Annotated in this window: 13 protein-coding genes; 5 read left to right on the top strand and 8 right to left on the bottom strand. The window is 60.8% G+C overall.

The features are described 5' to 3' along the window. Positions 1–9 precede the first annotated feature (9 nt). The 8 genes from PP263_RS19805 to PP263_RS19770 form a co-directional block, all read right to left on the bottom strand. The gene (locus tag PP263_RS19805) at positions 10–1,134 is read right to left on the bottom strand and encodes a LacI family DNA-binding transcriptional regulator (RefSeq protein WP_308365736.1); all 1,125 of its coding nucleotides are present in this window, start codon (positions 1,132–1,134) and stop codon (positions 10–12) included. An 86-nt stretch (positions 1,135–1,220) separates the two neighbouring features. After that, positions 1,221–1,424: a hypothetical protein gene (locus PP263_RS19800; RefSeq protein ID WP_308365734.1), complete on the bottom strand. Its 204-nt coding sequence runs from the start codon at positions 1,422–1,424 to the stop codon at positions 1,221–1,223. Positions 1,425–1,597: 173 nt separating this feature from the next. After that, complete coding sequence (locus PP263_RS19795; protein WP_308375591.1) at positions 1,598–3,118, bottom strand: tryptophan 7-halogenase; 1,521 nt, start codon at positions 3,116–3,118, stop codon at positions 1,598–1,600. Positions 3,119–3,149: 31 nt separating this feature from the next. Beyond that, entirely contained in the window at positions 3,150–4,184 is a 1,035-nt protein-coding gene (locus tag PP263_RS19790; protein ID WP_308365733.1) for a cupin-like domain-containing protein, read from the bottom strand. Positions 4,185–4,223: 39 nt separating this feature from the next. After that, a complete protein-coding gene (locus PP263_RS19785; protein WP_308365731.1) occupies positions 4,224–4,946 on the bottom strand; it encodes a SapC family protein in 723 nt (240 codons plus the stop codon). 157 nt (positions 4,947–5,103) lie between these two features. Next, positions 5,104–8,133, bottom strand: a complete 3,030-nt coding sequence (locus tag PP263_RS19780) for a TonB-dependent receptor (protein ID WP_308365730.1) — start codon at positions 8,131–8,133, stop codon at positions 5,104–5,106. A gap of 619 nt (positions 8,134–8,752) precedes the next feature. Then, positions 8,753–9,244, bottom strand: a complete 492-nt coding sequence (locus PP263_RS19775; RefSeq protein WP_308365729.1) for a hypothetical protein — start codon at positions 9,242–9,244, stop codon at positions 8,753–8,755. A 314-nt stretch (positions 9,245–9,558) separates the two neighbouring features. Then, entirely contained in the window at positions 9,559–11,811 is a 2,253-nt protein-coding gene (locus tag PP263_RS19770; protein ID WP_308365728.1) for an alpha-glucuronidase family glycosyl hydrolase, read from the bottom strand. A gap of 121 nt (positions 11,812–11,932) precedes the next feature. Here PP263_RS19770 and PP263_RS19765 point away from each other — a divergent pair, with 121 nt between their 5' ends. The 5 genes from PP263_RS19765 (at position 11,933) to PP263_RS19745 (ending at position 20,167) form a co-directional block, all read left to right on the top strand. Then, positions 11,933–14,338: a glycoside hydrolase family 3 N-terminal domain-containing protein gene (locus PP263_RS19765; protein ID WP_308365727.1), complete on the top strand. Its 2,406-nt coding sequence runs from the start codon at positions 11,933–11,935 to the stop codon at positions 14,336–14,338. Between the two features lie 316 nt (positions 14,339–14,654). After that, complete coding sequence (locus PP263_RS19760; RefSeq protein WP_308368642.1) at positions 14,655–15,638, top strand: glycoside hydrolase family 43 protein; 984 nt, start codon at positions 14,655–14,657, stop codon at positions 15,636–15,638. A 3-nt stretch (positions 15,639–15,641) separates the two neighbouring features. Next, positions 15,642–16,667, top strand: coding sequence for a DUF4380 domain-containing protein (locus PP263_RS19755; RefSeq protein WP_308365726.1), 1,026 nt, complete (start codon positions 15,642–15,644; stop codon positions 16,665–16,667). A 122-nt stretch (positions 16,668–16,789) separates the two neighbouring features. Next, positions 16,790–18,001 carry a D-mannonate dehydratase ManD gene (manD, locus tag PP263_RS19750; RefSeq protein ID WP_308365724.1) on the top strand — a complete coding sequence of 404 codons (1,212 nt, stop codon included), beginning with the start codon at positions 16,790–16,792 and terminating at the stop codon, positions 17,999–18,001. A 360-nt stretch (positions 18,002–18,361) separates the two neighbouring features. Next, positions 18,362–20,167, top strand: a complete 1,806-nt coding sequence (locus tag PP263_RS19745; protein WP_308365723.1) for a PQQ-dependent sugar dehydrogenase — start codon at positions 18,362–18,364, stop codon at positions 20,165–20,167. The last annotated feature ends 390 nt before the right edge of the window (positions 20,168–20,557 follow it).

Below are 20,557 nucleotides of genomic sequence, written 5' to 3'. Positions count from 1 at the left end.
CCCGCATCCTCAACTTTTGGAGGTCTGTTTTTCCCCGGAGGTTTTCACCACGGTAATCGGCGGCCGCCGCCGGGGCGGGGCGTCCGATTGCCGGCGCACCAGGGTGAAATCCAGCAACAGGTGGCGGCACTCATTCTCGGCGCCGGCGCGTCGGGCGCGTATCTTCTTGATCAGCAGGTCCACCGCGGCGCGGGACATTTCGATAATCGGCTGGTGGATAGTGGTGAGCTCCGGCCAGATGGTAGTGGCCAGGGCGGTGTCGTCGAAGCCGCACACAGAGAGGTCGCCGGGCACGTCCAGCCCGCAGCGATGGGCCACGGCAACGGTGGCGGCGGCCATATCGTCATTGCTGGCGAAAATGGCCGTGGGGATGGTCTCGAGCCCGAGCAATTGCTCGGCGGCGTCCAGGCCGGAGCGGTAGGTGAACAGGCCCTGGGCGACCAGTTCCTTGGGAGCCGGCAGTCCCGCTTCATGCAGGGCATCCCGATAGCCACTGAGGCGCCGCTCACTGGCCACCTGATTGGTGTCACCGACAATAAAGCCAATCCGCTGGTGGCCCAGGGAAATCAAGTGCCGGGTCATGGCGTGGGCGGCCCGGTAATCATCGATGCTCACCGCCGAGACATTCTTCTTCTGCAACTCACCGCTGGCGATCGCCACCGCCGGCGTGTCGCTGGACTCCAGCGCGTCCAGTACCTGCGGCGAGTCGGACAACGGGGGCGGCAGCAGTATGCCCTCCACACCGCGAGATACCAGCCGATAGGCCACCTCTTCCGCGTCCAGTTCCACGTCGCATTTTTCAACACTTAACTGGACATTGTGGCGGCTGGCCTGTTCCAGGCCGCCCACCAGGAACTCGCTGAGATAGGCGGCACTGGGGTTGCTGTAGAGCAGGCCGATATTGATCTGGTTCGCACCCGCCAGGCTGCGCGCCGCCCGGTTGGGCGTGTACCCGAGTTCGTCGATAGCGGCGTTCACGACCTCGCGAGTGCTGGCCCGCACATTGCTCTCGCCATTGATCACCCTGGACACCGTCATCGGCGATACCCCGGCGCGGCGAGCGACGTCGCTGATAGTGGGCATCTTGTTGTTGCGGTGGTTGTTGCGTTGGCGGCGGGTCTGCTTCTGTTTCACTGTGTCACTGGCCTGCAGGTCTTATATCAGCCCTGTATAACTGATTCAGCCGCAACAATAAAGCGCAGTCGCCAATTGCCCCAGCTTTACATACCGCTCGAAACGCCGGAGACGGGGCCAAAGTTTATATGGCCGTTGCAGTGCAGCCACTCGCTGAACAAACCCCCACCGCAGGAGCCGTCCCAGGCACCGGTATTCTCGCTCTGGTCCTCGGCCTGGCGGGCCTGACCATTGACCTCCACATAGTCGACCTGCACGTCGCGGTCGCCGTTGTCATTGGTAAAGGCCACCAGGACATCGCCGCTCAGCGCTGTGTGGCGGTGTAGTCCTGCATACCGGTGGTCAGTGTCCAGCTCTGCACGTCGCTGCCGCCCACCCGCAATGTGATCGATTCCTGCGCAATGGCACTCTGAGCGCAACGGTCCCGCGACCACCCCGACCCGCTATGTCTATGGAATAGTTTCTAGAGTTCCTCGCGGCCGTCCGCCTTGCAATAGCGGTCGATAAAGTCCTGGTGGTCGGGCAGAGAAGATACCGCCCTGGCAATGGCCGAGCTGATGCCGCTCTGCAGCCGGCGCATTTCCCCCTCGGCCATCAGCCGGGGAAGCGGGTGGTAGCTTTCTGGCATCAGGCCTTGTCCGAGCATCACCTGGACCCAAGAGTCCACGCGGAACAGTTCGCTGTCCGCCTGAAAGGCATGAGCTCTCTCCTGGAACAGGCGAATGCGATGGTCCAGGGATTCGGGGATTTGCATGTTTTTGCAATAGTGCCAGAAGGGGCTGTCCTCCCGCTGGGTCACATGGTAGTGGAGCACGATAAAATCGCGGATTTTCTCCAGTTCATCCCGGGAGAGTTCGTTGTACTCATCGACCAGTGAGCGGGTTATGCCGTCGAAAGGAAACAGCTGCATCAGCCGCGTTGCCCCGGTGACAATCAGGTGGATGCTGGTGGACTCCAGCGGCTCCAAAAAACCGCTGGCCAGGCCCAAAGCTACACAGTTTTTATTCCAGACCTTGCGGCGCCTTCCGGTTTTGAATCGGATCACCCGAGGCTCGGTGATCGCCTCGCCGTCGATGTTTTCCAGCAACTGCGCTGTCGCCTCGTCATCGGACTGATAGCGGCTGCAATAGACCAGCCCGTTACCCACCCGCTGTTGCAACGGTATGCGCCATTGCCATCCGGACTCGCGGGCGATGGAACGGGTGTAGGGCAGCGCCGGCCCCTTCGCTTCTGTCTGTACCGGCACGGCGCTGTCACAGGGCAACCAATGGGACCAGTCCTCGTAGCCGGTTTTCAGGGTCTGCTCGATCAACAAGCCGCGAAAACCGGTGCAGTCGATAAACAGGTCTCCTTCGACTACCTGGCCGTCCTCCAGCAACAGCGATTCGATAAAACCAGAGTCGGCGTTTTGTCTGACCTCGCGGATTTTTCCCTCGACGCGTCTGACCCCGAGGCCCTCGCTGAAGCGACGCAGGAATTTCGCGTAGCGTCCCGCATTCAGATGATAGGCAAAATTGATCTCCGACTTGGGCGAAGTTGCGAACTTTCCCGCTTCCGCCGCCTGCAACTCGAAACAGAAGTCTCCCAGTTCGGCATCAAAACCCATTTCCCGGCCACGCAGCCAGAAGTGGTGAAAGTCGCACAGCCAGGCGCTGGTTCCGATTCTCCCGAACGAGTGGATATAACGATCGCCTTGCCGGCCCCAGTTTTCAAAAGCGATACCCAGTTTGGCGGTGGCCTGGGTGGCCCGCATGAAATCCTGTTCGTCGATGCCCAGCAGTCGGTGGAAGGTTCTCAGGGGCGGAATGGTGGCTTCCCCCACGCCTACAGTGCCAATCTGCTCGGACTCAACCAGCGTGATATCCAGCAATTCGCCCAGCTTTTTCGATAGGGCTGCTGCGGCTATCCAGCCTGCGGTGCCACCCCCGGCTATCACCACTCTGGATATCCTGCCCTGCAATTTATTATCTGTCTTTGTATTCATTTCTCGTCCGAGTGGTAACAGCCAGAAGCCTTTATCTATTCAGTTTTTGCAGCAGCATTGCCCGCAACTGTCTGGATTTGATTTCATCCAATTCTCCCAGCACCCCTCGCGCATGCTCGGGGAGGTGCTCTCCCGCCAGCTCGGACGGGCCGAAAACATAGTAGTCAAACAACTGCTTCCAACCCTCTTTTTCGTGCTCGGGCTTGTCGCGCAGGCTTAGAATCCCGTGGTACAGCGCATTCATACCGGAGCCGGTGTACATGGGAGCGTCATCCCACCAGTAGTTCACCAGCACGTTAAAAGAGCTGAAACTCTCCACATGGTGCATCCACATACTGGGGATATAGACCGCATCGCCCGGCTCGAGATCGGCCACCTGCCCCACCGCCAGGGCATCGCGAAAGCGGGGATACTTTTCAAAGTCCGGGTTATCGAAATCCACAATGCTGATGGCCTGGCCGCCTGGTGTCAGGTCCAGGGGTCCAAAATACAGGTTCTTTATCTGGCTGGGGGGAAACAGGGTAAAACGTCTGCGCCCAGCGATGCAGCAGGCGATATTGTCCAGGGCGTCATAGTGACAGGTGGCGATAGAGCGGGTCCCGATCCATATTTTCATCTGGGGAGGAGATACCGGATATGGTCTCTCTTTTCTGGGTATCTCCAGATCGTTCTCTTCCCGGAGCCCGGGGAAGTGACTGTCAATGGATGTCGAGGAAATATAATAAGAGGGCCGCCCCGGATCTTTTTCGGCCTTGAGGATCAAGGAAAGGGCTTCATCGATTTGCGCTTTGACGGTGTCATAGTTCAGGGATTTCAGGTCATCATTATAAAAATACCTGCCATCAATTCCTGGGTGACCAACGTTGATCAGCGCTGGCTTCCCGTTATAGTACGACTTCAGGTATTCCACCGCAGCATATGAAGATTTCCCGGCTTCTCCAACCAGTTTCCAGTCTTTCACCAATCCTTTGATAACGACAGGTTCAGCAGAACAAAGTATTTCTTCCGGAATTTCACCCGGCGCGCAATTTTGAATCGTTTTAGTCTGCTTTGTTATCCCGGTCATGCTGAAAACTCACTACTGACAACTGCCGCTCTTCCCACATTATAAGCGCGCGTTCTTCATATCAATCAGCTTTTTGATATTTGACAGGGAAGCCAGGATCAGGAAAGCCCCCTGTAAATAACCCGACAGGTTCAGCGACCTCAAAGAGTCGCCGCTCAGGTTTGCCAGCTTTTCCTCACTGATTGTGTAATAGCCGCTCAGTTGGTGTTTGTCGCCATTTTTCAGATCAATATTGATGGTTATCGGTTCGATCAGCTCAAGCTGGTCGAAAGCGTGGAACATGGCCTTGCCAACCTCCGCTCCCTGGTGAATGGTGCGCAGGACTTCTGAAATATACTCAAGATAGGGACTGTTTCCTCCAAACTGCCGGAACAGCGGCTCACCCTCGGTTTCACTCACCTTTGGGCTGCCCAGATCCACATAGATCATCGGCGCACCTTCCGCCTCATCCTCCTGCTCCTGTAGACCGACGATAAACGGCCCCCTCGTCACAACAGCGGGGATATAGGAGGCACTCCAACCATTGCCTGTATCACAGAGAAAAAGATTCTCGTCTTTTTGAATACCCAGTAAAGCAACAGCTTGGTAGTCACCGGTTTGTGGATCTCGACTCAACAGTATGGGGTATTCCCGCTGCACGTCGGAGAACTCGGTGGGAAAGGTCATTACCGCCGCCTTTCCATCTCCCAGCTCGCTGGAGTAGCGGTCGACCACCTTCAGGTTTTGATGTTGCACATTGTTCAGAAGCACATAATTAGCCATAGAACCGTCTTTTATTGTTATACCAAAGGTTTCTTGCAGCTTTCACCGCTGTTTAATACAACCATACTACACCTGTATCGCCTTTTTAAATAGAAAAAAAGCCGCTGAAACCAGCGGCTTTATAAGCATATCAGACTAACTCAAAAGTACATGACGATCAGAACTTATAGTGGGCACCCACTTGATAACGGGCGCCTAGATCATCCATAAACCTGACCATGCGTTCGTTGCGGTTGTACTGCTTGATATCCTCACCGGTGACGTTGATACCTTCAAAAGCCACCGACAACTGATCATTGACCTCGTAGCTGACATTCAAGTCAATCTGTGAGAACTCATCTATGTATCTCGGGTTCCTGGAGCTGCCCTGGTTAACGGCGGTCAGGAATTTATCGCGCCAGTTGTAGGCCAGACGCGCCTGAATGCCGTAGTTTTCGTAGAGCAGAACCAGGTTGGCAGTGTCACTCAAACCGGTAAGCGCGAATTGGTTTTCAGTCGGCAGGCCGAGATTATCAAAGCCCACGTCACCGCGCACGATGGTGTAGTTGGCCTGCACGCCGAAACCAGTCTCGCCGAAGAAGTGCTGCACGGCAAATTCGGCACCGTAGATCTTGGCTTGCCTGTTGTTGATCGGCTTGCTGGTGGTGAACACCATTTCCGGGTCGCCCTCTTCGGGAGTAACGTCCCAGCCGTCGGTTTCACCGAGTAGCAGCAGCTGCTCGTTGGTGCCTTCGAAGACGCCGTTGGGGAAGATATCCGGGTTGTCCGTAATCGCTTCCGGGTGCTCCATCAGCACGACCATGGCATAGAGGTTGGTGTCGTCGGTGGCGAGACCCAGATCATCCAGCGCCGCTGCAGCCGCCTGCACACGAGGGCCATTGGTCTGGTCCAGGATGCCAAAGGTCTCTTCCTCCTGGCCAATGCCGATAAAGTTGTCCACGCGCTTCTCGAAGAAGCCGACGGAAGCAAAACTTGAGTCGCCGTAATACCACTCCAGGGATAGATCCAGATTGTCGGATTCCAGCGGGAGCAGGGACGGGTTGGATGAGGTCGCTGTCGGTGTAGCACCATTAAAGGTGGAACCGTCGGTGCCGAAGCCACCCGGCGCCACTCTCAGGTCACCATAGCCGGCACGTGCGATAGTCTTGCTGTAGGAGAAACGGCCGACGACATCTTCAGTGAACTCGAGACTGAAATCCAGGCTCGGCAGCAGATTGTCGTAGCTGTTCTTCTCCGACCATTCCACAGTTGCACCCGCCGGCCCCGAAGAGAAGTCATTGTTGTTTTCCCAAACGAGATAGGGAATCGGGTTGACCAGCGACTGCGAACTTACGTCGGTAGTCTCATAGCGGGCACCAGCGAGGAAGTTCGCCGGGAAGGCTCCCAACTCCGTAGACAGAGCCACCTGGAAGTAAGCGGCCGTGGTTTCCTCTTCCAGGATATCATGGGAGGAGTTGGTATCGGCGACGCACAGGCAGGTACCCGGATAGAGGGTATTGGCGTACCGGGTCAGTTCCACCGCGTCGCCGCGGAAGCCGACTGCAGGGCTGCCATTTACGTTGAAGTCTTCAAATTCATCCTGGACGTCAATGACCCGGAACATATCGGCCGGGAATTCTCCCGGGTTGGCGATACCCCAGTTACCCAGTGTCTGGTTGACGCCGGAGGTCTGATAGGCATCCATTTCGATGGAGCGGGACTCGACGCCGAAATCAAAGCGGCCATTGTCGAACTCCCACTTGCCGTCGAACTTGAACTGGGTGACGTCGTTGGTGGAACCGGAACCGCGCACGCGCAAGATCGACGAACCTATATTGTCCGCAGTCAGGGCATTATTGGGAACGCTGGTATCGAAGCTGTAGGTGGGCGTACTGCCGGAAAAGTCCAGGGTCTTTGATCCCACGGTCGGTGAGCCGAGGCCGATGGCCACCTCACCGCTCTTGTCCGGGCCTGTGGGCAGGCTCTTCATGGTGGAGTCGTGCACGTCGAAGGCCAGGGTGAGGCTGTCGTTGACCTCGAATTCGAAATTAAAGCCCAGGGAGTCCAGGGTATCGCTCTGGGAGCGGTATTGCTGCTCGTAGCCGATATCCACGGTACCGGTATAGTTTTCCGAGATACTGATCGGCGTTGCGATTTCGGAATCGTCGAACACGATCCGGGACACGTTGGAGCCATTCTGGATCCAGTTAGTGATCTCGCCACGATGCTCTTCGATATCGTTGTCGGCGTAGGTGTAGTCCAACGTGGCAGTCATCTTGTCGGTGGGCTTGAACTGCAGCGTCAGCTGACCATTGAGACGCTCCCGCTGGGTATCGGAGAAAGCGTAGCGGAAGTCGTTGGGACGCGCGTAGAGTTGCCCCTCCGCCGGCGCATTTACAATCTCGGCTTTATCCGCGTCGGGCACCCCGCCCTGGCTGTAGAGATCGTCCTGTCCCCAGACACCGATATTCCAGTTGTTGACGGTAACGCCGGAGTAGCCGGAGTCGCGCTTCTGCTGGCTGATGGCCAGCGCCGCTCCCCAGGTCTCCTCCTCATTGGTCCAGCTGACGATTCCGGAGAGTTCCGGCGTCACATCGTCGTTGTAGCGATTGGTGGTATCGTGCACCGCCTTGGCGCCGATGGTGGCTGTGAAGCCCGGATTGTCCAGCGGCCGCATGGTCTTGATGTTGATCGTTGAACCAATGCCGCCGGTGGCGATGTCCGCCTTGCTGGTCTTGTAGACCTCTACCCCGCTGATATTTTCCGAGGCCAGGTTGGCAAAGTTGAATGCGCGGCTGCCGCCGGAGCGGGTAGTACCGTCGGAGCCACTGCCGCCGCCGTAGCTGGTACCAGTGGGCATGGTGCGGCCGTTCAGGGTGACCATGTTGTTTTCCGGACCGAAGCCGCGCACGGTCACTTCGGACCCCTCACCGTTCACCCGGTTGATGGAAACCCCGGTAATCCGCTGCAGCGACTCGGCCAGGTTGGTATCGGGGAATTTGCCGATATCCTCGGCGGAAATCGCATCCACCACACCGGAGGATTCGCGTTTGATATCCATTGAGCGCTCCAGGGAGGCGCGGATACCGGTGACGGTAACCTCTTCGAGCGCGCTCTGCTCCTGGGCCAGGGCCTGGTGGGAACCGATGGCGGATGCCATCACGGTGATGATGACTTCGGACAGCTTGTTTCTTTTATATTTGTACATGGGGCTCCTCTCATCGCACCGCCGCTGCCAACCTCCACGGCTATACATCCATGGACCCAGGGCCGGCGGTGCTTGATTGATTATTATTCAATTATCAATTTTATGGTAACGCTACCATACGTTAGAAATACGTCGTTCGACCGGCGATGTCAAGTTATTTCATCTCCTCTCTCCCGGATTTCATTTTGCTCTGTGCTGTCGGGTTGCCGTTGATGATTACCGCCGCCGTAACCGACGGCCCCACTTTACGCAGACGGCAATACCGACACTTCCTGAACGGTCATTTTGTTATTATTAAAATAGGGTCTTTTGGATATCGTTGACCCAGAAGCATTCTCTGGCAGAGACTTTGTCTTCATCGTCCTTATTTGCGCTGTATCACAATCTTGGACGTACAACTTTGCGTGGGGCGGGAAGTTTGACCCTCAAAGGATAGCTACCAGGGATGGGAAGAAGGGAATGTTAGCGCTCAAAATTTACTGAAACGGTCACCCTTCCGATTCACCAGCCAAGCTTGGCATTGCGAAACGTCGGTCATACGTTTGAATGATCAAGATTAAACTGACCTAGCCAATAAAATTGTCGATTTTCTCGTTGAGCATATACAGCGCCGCGGAGGCTACTCGCCGGCGTCCGCGGGCGTCTCGTCCGGCGATCCGGATACGTCCTCGAAAGTGACCCGGAAGGCGGTGGCCTTGCCCGTATCGGGATCGAGATGGCAATCGAAGAGGAATTCCCTCCAGTCGTTTCCGAGGCGCAACTCGCCTCGGCCCGACAACAGCCGGTTGCTGGACAGCGTCAGGGTGCCCTGATCCTCGGTGCCGAGGAAGACCCGGTCCGTTCCCGGGACCCGATTCCTCAGTGTCTCCAGGGCCAGCGGCTGGCACATGATCTCGGCCACCTTCTTCGCGTTGCTCCACTTCGAGGCCAGTTGGCGCCCCTCGGCGGACTTGAACCCGGCGATCTGCTCCTCCACCACCCTGGCCTGTGCCGCGGACAGTTGAGGTTCCCCGACGGTCTTATCGGCAGCTCTGCTGTCCCACGAGGAAAGAGCGAGAACCGCGAGCAGGGGCAGTGAAAAACGGAAAACGGCGGTGGGGGCGTGGAGCATGTCCCTGTCTCCTGACGGCGTGGAACAAGTGGGTCCCGGTGCCATGGATTCGAGGTCCGGGGCCAATGGCGCTAAGTTAAGGGTCGGCAGGGCAATTTTCGTAGGATGGGCAAAGCGCAGCGTGCCCATCAAAGCCCCGGAAGATGGGCACGTCGCTGCGCTCCTTTGCCCATCCTACAAGGAGAAGCGACTTATCTTAGTGCCATTCAGGTCTGGGACGATTTCAGCCTAGCAGCGCACTCCCCGGCCCACAACCGAACCCGCCCTCGACTGCCGGTATCCCCAACCATTTCGGCGCCAGCCCCCTATAACAGTCACCGACCCGGATGGCCCAGCGACTGTGGAAAAGCGATGGACCGGTAGTACTCCAGCGAGTGCTCCGGGGGGCGCACCCCCGCCGGTAATTTGCGGCCGGACACCTCGCGGAAGTAGGCGATACTGGCGTCCCGCCACCAGCGCGCCTCGCGCTGTTGGATGCGCAGGAAACTGTCGGTCTCGGCAAAGCGCTCGGGGTCCACAAAGGGCTTCAGTTCCGCCCAGGTGGCCTGCATCGCCTCCACTTCCGCCACGCCGCGGTCGTAGCGGTGAACCAGTTCCTCCCACAGGATGCGGCCGGAACTGGTGGGGTAATCCCAGGGCAGGTGGTGAAACCAGAGCAGGTATTCCTCCGGGACTTTTGCCCGGCTGCCGAAGCGCTCGGCGACGGGCGGTGCATACTGGGCGACGGCGTCGCTGCCCTCGGCGGTGCGATCGAAGCCGATACCGTTTTTGTCCGCGCGGTGGTAGTAGACCGGGTTCCACTCCGGCTGGGGGAGTTCGGAAACCCAGGGAGCGGGGCCGTAGTGATGATCGGTGCCCATCAGGTGCGCAAGCCCGAGGGGCGTCATGTAATCCACTGCGGCTTCCCGCGAGCGCATCATCATTTCCGCCGCGGCGTCGACAAATTGCTTATCCGCGGTAAAGGTCATCTTCAACCACTCTTCGGCGATTTCGCGGGCGCCGAGGTCCGGGTTCCAGGCCAGGCGGCCGAAGACATACCAGTTGGCCTGGTTGAAAATGGAGCCGCTCCAGTTGCGGTCCCTGCCGATATTGGCGACGCCGGCGATGCCGGTGCGCGAATAGTTGTGCAGGCTGCCGTCGATTACCCGGGCGACGGTGGCGCCGTTTCCGCAGGGTGATTCTTCATTATTGTAGGAGCGGCCGTTGGCCGCGATCGGCGGGCCTTCGGCCCGCTTGCCGATCTGGAGCTCGGCGCTCCCAGCACAGGTATCCGCGTCCAGCACCTCTTCGTACAGCGGCCCCAGATAGACCAGGTGGGTGGCAAAACCCAGGTACTCCTTGGTGATCTGGAACTCCATCATCAGCGGGGTCGACGGCATGGCGCCGAACAGCGGGTGGAAGGGCTCCCGGGGCTGGAAGTCGATGGGCCCGTTCTTCACCTGCAGCAGCACATTGTCGGCGAACTGCCCGTCCAGCGGCTGGAACTCGCTGTAGGCCTGCTTGGCCCTGTCCTCGGGATTGACATCGGAATAGACAAAGGCCCGCCACATCACCGCGCCGCCGTGGGGACGCAGAGCCTCGGCGAGCATATTGGCGCCCTCGGCGTGGCTGCGGCCGTAGTCCTGGGGTCCCGGCTGGCCCTCGGAATTGGCCTTCACCAGGAATCCGCCGAAATCGGGGATGGCCTCGTAGATTTCGTCAACCTTGGCTTTCCACCAGTTGCGCACCGCGGGATCCCGGGGATCGGCGGTTTCCAGGCCGCCGATCTCCACCGGGGCACTGAAGCGCGCGGAGAGGTAGACGCGAATACCGTAGGGGCGAAACACCTCCGCGAGGGCCGCGGTCTTGGCGATATAGCCCTGGGTCAGGCTGTTTGCATTGGTGTTGACGTTGTTGAGCACCGTGCCATTGATGCCGAGGGAGGCGTTGGCGCGGGCGTAGTCGGTATAGCGGGGGTCGCGGTAGTCCGGCAGCTTCCACCAGTCCCACAGGGACTGGCCGGCGTAGCCGCGCTCGACGCTGCCGTCCAGGTTGTCCCAGTGGTTGAGCACGCGCAGCTGAACACTCGGCCGGCTCTCGATAGCCAGGTCCGCCAGCGGCTGGAGGGTCTGCAACAGGCGCAGGAAGTGAAAAGTGCCGTAGAGCACACCGATATCGCTGTTGGCGGCGATGGCGGTGGCGGGGCGGCCGCCGATCTCGACGCTGCGGATCACATAGCCCTCGTTCCCCAGGTCGCCGAGCGGCAGATCAAGCCGGGCAATCAGCGGCGACGACGCCGGCGTGCCGATCAGCAGTGCGCCCCCACCGGCCTTTTCATTCAGGCGAACCTCTTCCCCCAGCAGCCCCCGCAGGCCGCGCGACAGCTCATCCCGCGCGGCGGCCAGGGTAGGCGAAGGATTTTGCGGCGCCACCAGCGAGCGCAGGGATTTCGCGTAGGCCGAGCGCCATTCCGCAGGAAGCTCCTGGTAGCGCAGCCACAGGTCGTAGCCGTCCTCGGCCCGGGAAAAGGGTGAGGACAGTATCAGCAAGGGCAAAATCAACCGGCACCAGAGGGCTGCAACGCGCATTACTCTCACCTCGATTTTTTATTGGAATTCTTTTGACAAGACGGCGCATGGATTTATTATGGTAGCGCTATCATCTTCCCCATACCATAACACACAATAAAGACAAAGGAGGAAGCCCGCCATGGAATCAGCGAATCCATCCAGGCGCCGGCTCGCCATCGGCCTCGGCGCCGGGCTCTGTATTGCCGCCATCGTTGCGCTCAAGCTGAACTCCGGACCTCAGCTCGCCGGCGCCGAACCGTCCGCGCCCCTGTACCGCGATCCGTCCGCGCCGGTGGCCGCACGCGTGGAGGATCTGCTGGCGCGCATGACCCTGGACGAAAAGGTCGCCCAGGTCACCACCCTGTGGCAGGGCAAGGCGGATATCGTCGACGCCGAACTCAATTTCGACCCAGCCAAAGCCCGCGACGCCCACCCCCACGGCATCGGCCATATCGCCCGCCCCTCCGACCGCCGCGGCGCGCCCTCCCCCGACAATGACGACGGCCCGCGCTGGCGCAACCCGCGCGATCACGTGGAGTTCGTCAATGCGGTGCAGAAATACGCACTGGAGGAAACCCGCCTCGGCATCCCGGTGCTGTTCCACGAGGAGGCGCTGCACGGCCTGGCCGCCAACGACGCCACCAGTTTTCCCCAGGCCATCGCCCTGGCCAGCAGTTGGGACCCCCAACTGGTGCAACGGGTGAACGCTGCGATTGCCGGTGAGGTGCGCGCCCGCGGCGTACCGCTGGTGCTGTCGCCGGTAGTGGATATCGCCCGCGATCCGCGCTGGGGGCGCATCGAGGAGACCTTCGGCGAAGACCCCTACCTGGTGGGCGAGATGGGCGTGGCCGCGGTGAAAGGCTTGCAGGGCGAAACCCTGCCGCTGGCGGAGGACAGGGTTTTCGCCACCCTCAAACATATGACCGGCCACGGCCAGCCGGAGAGCGGCATCAATGTGGGCGCCGCCCCCTTCGGCGAGCGCACCCTGCGAGAGTATTTCTTCCCGCCCTTCGAGCAGGTGGTCAAGCGCACCAATATCGGCGCACTGATGGCCTCCTACAACGAGATCGACGGCGTCCCCAGCCACGTCAACAAATGGATGCTGGGAGATGTGCTGCGCGGGGAGTGGGGTTTCAAGGGCGCTGTGGTGAGCGACTACGGGGCGATACCCCAGCTGGTCGACCTGCACCACCTGCTGCCGGATATGGAGTCCGCGGCCGCCGCGGCGCTGGGTGCCGGCGTGGATTCGGACCTGCCAGACGGCGAGGGTTACATCACCCTCGCCGCGGCGGTGCGCGAGGGCCGGGTGCCGGAGGCGCAACTGGACGACGCGGTGCGGCGCATGCTGACCCTGAAATTCAACGCCGGCCTGTTCGAAAACCCCTACGGCGATCCGGACAGGGCCGAAACCCTCGCCGGCGAGCCCGAAGCCCGCGAACTGGCCCTGGAGGCCGCGCGCAAATCCCTGGTGCTGCTGAAAAACGACGGCACCCTGCCTTTGGATGAAAACACACTGAAAACCCTGGCGGTGATCGGCCCCAATGCCGCGGCGGTGCGCCTGGGCGGCTACTCCGGCCAGCCGCGCCACACCGTGAGCATTCTCGACGGCATTCAAGCCAGGCTGGGCGATGCGGCGAATGTCGTGCACTCCGAGGGCGCGCGTATTACCGAGAGTTCCGACTGGTGGGCGAGCGAAGTGACCCAGGTGGACCCGCAGGAAAACCGCGAGCGCATCCAACAGGCGGTACAGGTGGCGCAAGATGCCGACGCCATTGTACTGGTGCTCGGCGATACCGAGCAGACCAGCCGCGAGGCCTGGGCGGACAACCACCTGGGAGACCGCTCTAGCCTGCGCTTAGTAGGCGAGCAGGAGGAACTGGCCCAGGCCATGTTCGAGTTGGGCAAACCGGTGGTGGTAGTGCTGATCAACGGCCGCCCGCCGGCGCTGGAAAATATCGCCGCCCGCGCCAACAGCCTGATCGAGGGCTGGTACCTGGGCCAGGAGGGCGGCACCGCGGTGGCCGAAGCGCTGTTCGGCGATATCAACCCCGGCGGCAAACTGCCGGTCACCTTTCCGCGCAACGTGGGCCAGCTGCCCCTCTACTACAACCACAAACCCAGCTCCCGGCGCGGCTACCTGTTCGACGACAAATCCCCGCTGTTCCCCTTCGGCTACGGCCTCAGCTACACGACTTTCGAAATAGGCGAGCCGCAACTCTCCGCGCCGGCGATCAAAACAGACGGTTCGGTACAGGTCTCGGTGGCGGTGGAAAATACCGGTGGGTACCCTGGCGACGAAGTGGTACAACTCTATATCCGCGACAGGGTGTCCTCGGTGACCCGGCCGGTAAAAGAGCTGCGCGGCTTCCAGCGTGTTTCCCTACAGCCGGGTGAAAAACGTGAACTTCGTTTCACCCTTGGCCCGGAAGCACTGTCCCTGTGGAACAGCACCATGCAAAGGGTTGTCGAACCGGGGGAATTTGAGATTATGGTGGGTGGCAATTCCGCGGACCTGAAAAGCACCACACTGATGGTTGAAAGATGATTTTGTAGAAGCAAAACCTGCCGCCCGGAGGGCGAGCCACAGGGCAGAGGCGAGTCAGCGGCGGGCCTCGCGACCCGCAAGCCGAGCTGGGGCTCGGCGTTCCCGGCAGGCCCCCTACAACAGAAACAAAAACCGACACACTGAAACAAATAAAAAAATGGAGAAACCAATAATGATGATGAAGAAACGGGCCCTGCCCGCCCTCGTGGCACTGACCGCCGCCCTATCCGGCTGCAACGGTTCGGAACCGGAAGCCAACGCGGCAACCCAGGGCGAGGTCCCCGACGTAATCCAGAAAGAAGCCGAAAACCGGCGCATGGCCCAGGAGCGCAAATTCGTCTCCGAGCCGCTGGTTTCCCATATCTACACCGCCGACCCCTCCGCCCACGTGTGGGACGACAAGCTCTACATTTATCCCTCCCACGATATCGAAACCGATATCCCCATGGACGACACCGGTGCGCACTTCGCGATGCGCGACTACCATATCCTGTCCATGGATAAGGTGGGCGGTGAGGTGACCGACAACGGCGTGGCGCTCTCGGTGGACGACGTCCCCTGGGCCGGCCGCCAGATGTGGGCCCCGGACGCCGCCAGAAAAGGCGACAAGTACTACCTGTATTTCCCCGCCAAGGACAAGCAGGATATCTTCCGCATCGGCGTGGCGGTGAGCGATTCCCCCACCGGCCCCTTCGAGCCGATGGAAAAACCCATCCCCGGCAGCTACAGCATCGACCCGACCGTGTTCGAGGACAACGGCGAGCACTACCTGTACTTCGGCGGCATCTGGGGCGGCCAGCTGCAGCGCTGGCAGACGGGGGAATATGTGGCGGAGGACAGCTACCCCGCCGACGACGAGCCCGCCCTTGCACCGATGGTGGCAAAGCTCTCCGATGATATGCTGAGCTTTGCCGAGCAGCCGAAGGAAGTGCTGCTGCAATACGAGGACGGCAGCCCCATTCCCGCCGGCGACAACGACAAGCGTTTCTTCGAAGCCGCCTGGCTGCACAAGTACGGCGATACCTATTACTTCTCCTACTCCACCGGTGACACCCACAATATCGCCTACGCCACCGGCGACAGCCCCTACGGCCCCTTCACCTATCGCGGCATACTCCTTGAACCGGTGCTGGGCTGGACCAACCATCACTCCATCGCGGAATTCGACGGCCAGTGGTATCTCTTCTACCACGACACCCAGCTCTCCGGCGGCCAGACCCATCTGCGCAATGTAAAAATGATGCCCCTTGCGCACAACGACGACGGCAGCATCCAGACCCTGAGCGCCTTTGCGGACTGAACCATGAAAAACAGCAAAAGAATCCCCTGCCTGCTCGCGGGCCTGCTTACCGCCGCCGCGGCCTGCGCCGATCCGGACACCCGCGGGGTGGAGGTGCACCGGCTGCAAAACGACAAGCTGAGCTACAGTTTCACCACCGGACTGGGCGGCCGCGGCCTGGGGTTTGCCGCCGCCGGCCGGGACAACCTGTTGAAAGTGGGCGAGGCGGTGCGCGAACAGCCCGCGCCCGAAGTCTCTGCGGACGCCGGCTTTATCCCCTACTTCGGCCATATCGTCTGGCCGGGGCCCCAGAGCAACTGGTGGGGACAGCAGACAGTGAATCCCGAACGCCGCGCCGCGAAGGCGGACTGGCCGCCGGACCCTTTCACCGTGCTGAGCAAATACTCCCTGACCGAACTCACCGACACCTCGGCAAAAATCGTCTCGCCGGTGAGCCCGGTCACCGGCCTGCAGCTCACCAAGGAGGTGCACCTGCAAGGCGATGCGCTGGAACACCGGGTGGAAGCCGTCAACCGCCGGGACGAAGCCGTGAGCTGGGATATCTGGTTCAACACCCGGGTGGGGCCGGAAACCCGGGTCTATGTGCCGGTAAAGGATTTCGACGGCGACCTGCGCCTGTCGGAATTTCCCGAGATGGCCGGCGAAGCCAAGGCCGATGAAGAAAAACGCAAGCGCGGATTTTTCGATTTCGCCCGCGGCGAAAAGATCAAGGCAAAGGCCTTTATCCACCCCGCCGCCGGCTGGTTTGCGGCCTTTACCGACGACCAGCTTTTCGTGATCGAATTCCCGATGCTGCCTCGCGACGCCATACACCCGGACCAGAGCCTGGTGGAACTCTACCTGGAAGCCGACCCGGCGCAGCCCGGCAGCGGCGTGCTGGAACTGGAAGTGCACGGCCCCTACCACACACTCGCCCCCGGCGAATCCATGTCCGCCACGGAAAAATGGCGCGCGGCCGCCTATACCGGGGAGGACACCGTCGAGGGACACCTGCGCGCACTGCGCGAGCTGGGCCTCAAAATTCCTTGATTGATTCCTCCCCTGTAGGAGCGGGCCATGCCCGCGATCAGTCTTGCTACGTAGCAGATTCCGATCGCGGGCATGGCCCGCTCCTACAGGGGTAAAAACAAATCCCGAAGGACAGAAACTCCATGTCGAAAATCACCGCCGCCCGCGTGATCATCACCTGCCCCGGGCGCAATTTCGTCACCCTGAAAATCGAAACCGATTCCGGCCTGCACGGCGTCGGCGATGCCACCCTGAACGGCCGCGAGCTGGCGGTGGCCAGCTACCTGAACGACCACGTGATCCCCTGCCTGATCGGCCGCGACGCGCACAAAATCGAAGACACCTGGCAGTACCTCTACCGCGGCGCCTACTGGCGCAGGGGCCCGGTGACCATGTCCGCCATCGCCGCGGTGGATATGGCCCTGTGGGATATCAAAGCCAAGGCCGCGGGCCTGCCTCTCTACCAACTGCTCGGCGGTGCCTGCCGCGAGGGCTGCATGGTCTACGGCCACGCCAACGGTGTGACCATCGAGGACACCCTGGCGGAAGCGCAACGCTATATCGACCGCGGCTATCGCGCGGTGCGCCTGCAATCCGGCGTGCCCGGCCTCGCCTCCACCTACGGCGTTTCCAAGGACAAGGATTTCTACGAGCCCGCGGACGCGGACCTGCCCACCGAAAACCTCTGGTCCACGGAAAAATACCTGCGCAGCGCCCCCGAGCTGTTCGCCGCAGCGAGGGAGCAGTTGGGCTGGGACGTGCACCTTCTGCACGACGTGCACCACCGCCTCACCCCCATCGAGGCAGCGCGGCTGGCCAAAGACCTGGAGCCCTACCGGTTGTTCTGGCTGGAAGACGCGGTGCCGGCGGAAAACCAGGCCAATTTCCGCCTGATCCGCCAACACAGCACCACACCGCTGGCAGTGGGCGAAGTGTTCAACACCATCTGGGACTGCAAGCAATTGATCGAGGAACAGTTGGTCGACTATATCCGGGCCACCGTGCTGCACGCCGGCGGCATCACCCACCTCAAGCGCATCGCCAACCTCGCCGAGCTGTACAAGGTGCGCACCGGTTGCCACGGCGCCACCGACCTGTCCCCGGTCACCATGGCCGCGGCACTGCACTTCGGCCTGTCGATTCCCAATTTCGGCATCCAGGAATATATGCGGCACACCGCGGACACCGATGCGGTCTTCCCTCACCAATACCAGTTCGCCGATGGCTACCTGCACCCCGGCGACGCACCGGGGCTGGGTGTGGATATCGACGAGCCGCTTGCGGAACAGTATCCCTACCAGAGAGCTTATTTGCCGGTGAACCGCCTGGAAGATGGCTCCATGCACGATTGGTAAAAGGCAAAAGCAGTTCTTTGTAGGGCAAAGCTAAGCGTGCTCATGAACGCTAATGCCGCCGACACACTGTTGAATCAAGCTGCGAACATTAGGGACGAACACAAGGTTCGCTCCCAACAACGCAATTTCGTCGTTCCGGCGAAAGCCGGAACCCAGGAGCCACAGTCCTGGATACCGGTACCGGATCAAGCCCGGCACAGGCTCTGCGCCGGTATGACGAGTCCACGCGAGCTTGATTTAAACAGAGTATCTGCGAACTCCGCACCCTTGTTTTTCTGTTCGCTTTTTTACAAGCTGGGCCTGTTCGCCCCATCTACCCTGTAGCGGCAGATCAACCGACAAACAGACAATAAGTAGCCCATGAAATATCCGACACTCGCGATCTCCCTCGCTCTCGCGACCCTACCCCTGCAGGTCACCGCGGCTGGTGCCGCCGAAAATCTCTACCGGGACAACTGCGCCGGCTGCCACGGCGGCAAACCACCGGCTGTCCCCGCCGGGCAGGCGGCGAGGACAATTCGCGAGGGCCTGGCAGACAGGGGCATGCCCGCCTTCGGCGCGCAACTGTCCGACAGCGATATCCGCGCGCTGGCGGAACTACTCGACGCCCGCTCCCGCGCCCAGACTTCCAGTGGCACATCCCCGCTCACCGGCACCGCCATTCCCGCGCAGAACCTGAATCCGGAACAGTCTTCCGGCTATCAGTTGGTAAACTCAGAAGCCGATCCCGACCTGCGTTACGTGGGTTACTTCAATACCGGCAGCAGCCTCTGCTACGACGACATAGACCTGAGCGGGGTCAGGAGCGTGGAACTGGAATACGCCAACGGTAATCTCGACCCGGGCCGCTTCGCCCTGATAGCCCACACCGGCAACGGCGAGCCGGTCCACCTGGGGGAGGGGAGCACCGCTGTCACCGGCGGCTGGGAAAACTTCCGCAGCCTGCGCGTGGGCCTGTCGCAGCAACTGGAAGGTCCTCACCAGCTGTGTTTTGGCGGCGTTGCCGGCAGCGGCATCTTTAACCTGCACAGCTTCACCCCCAGCGACCAGCCGGGCCGCAACGAGGGGATCACCCAACAGTTCGACCTCACCCCCCGGGGCCTGTCCCTGCGGGTCGCCTCCGACGCCCTATCGGCGGGAGGCCATCGCTTCCGGCTGGAGCCGGTGGCCAGCGCGACGGGGGAACTCTGGGATATGGACTTTCTCCCGGACGGCACCGCGATCGCCACCCAGAAGGAGGGCCGGTTGTGGCTGTTCAAAAACGGGGAGCGCCGGGGCCCGGTGAGCGGTATACCGGCGGTGAAATACGAAGGACAGGGCGGCCTGCTCGGGGTCACCGTCCACCCGGATTATGCGGAAAACGGCTGGATCTACCTCACCTATGCGGGCGTCGGCGACGGCGGAGCAATGACCACCGTGGTGCGCGGAAAGCTGAAGGGACTGCGCTGGGTGGACCAGGAGAAAATCTACAGCGCTCCCGACCGCTTCTATACCGGCACCAGCCATCACTTCGGCTCCCGCTTGGTTGTACGTGACGGCTATATCTATTTCAGCGTCGGCGACCGCGGGCACAAGGACGGCGCCCAGGACACCGGCGACCCCCGGGGCAAAATCCACCGCCTGCACGACGACGGCCGGATACCGGAAGACAATCCCTTCGCCGCGGCCGGCGGCGCCGCCGCCTCGGTGTGGAGCTACGGCCACCGCAATCCCCAGGGCGTGGCCCTGCAGCCTGGGACCGACGCCGTTTGGGCCGTCGAACACGGCCCCCGGGGCGGCGACGAAGTAAACCTGATCCAACGCGGGCGCAACTACGGCTGGCCGCTGGTCACCTTCGGCATCAACTACGACGGCACCACTATCAGCGAGCACAGCCAACGGGAGGGAATGGAATCCCCCAAACACCACTGGACCCCCTCTATCGCGGTTTCCGGTATCGACTTCTATACCGGCGACCAATTCCCCGCCTGGCGCAACCACCTGCTGGCGGCCAGCCTGGCCGCGCAGCAATTGCACCTGCTGCGTATCGACGGCGACAAAGTGACCGACGACCAGGTATTGCTGGACGGCACCGGCCGCATCCGCGGCGTCCGCGGTGGACCGGATGGCTATCCCTATCTGCTGATCGGCAGCGATATTTTCCGGTTGGAGCCGGTGGAGGGGTGAGCCAGTTTTGTTGAGTCAGGGAATAACCCTCTTGCAGGAGCCCGCCCTGCAGGACCAAACCGCGCGTTTATAAAGCGAAGCTTTGTGCACGGTTTGACGACCCACCATGGATAGCGCGGCTGGGGCCGGATCGAACACGCTTCGTCTCGCCATGGATGGCAACCGGATGTTCGTTGTCTACACCCTTCGCCTGCAAGGCAGGCTCCCACAAACCGACGCCCTGCGCGTCCGGCTTTTTCTCTCTTGTATTTTTACCCACGTGACCAAATTGGCGAGAGGATTTCGGTCTTCGGGGCGATATTTATGAAATGACACAGGAACCGCTCAAAAGGGCAAGTAAAATCAAAGCGTTAAATGAGAGTGTGAATATGCGGATATGAGTCTTGAGGA

The sequence above is a fragment of the Microbulbifer sp. TB1203 genome (assembly GCF_030997045.1).
Lineage (GTDB): Bacteria > Pseudomonadota > Gammaproteobacteria > Pseudomonadales > Cellvibrionaceae > Microbulbifer.
This window is presented reverse-complemented; position numbering and strand designations above follow the sequence as displayed.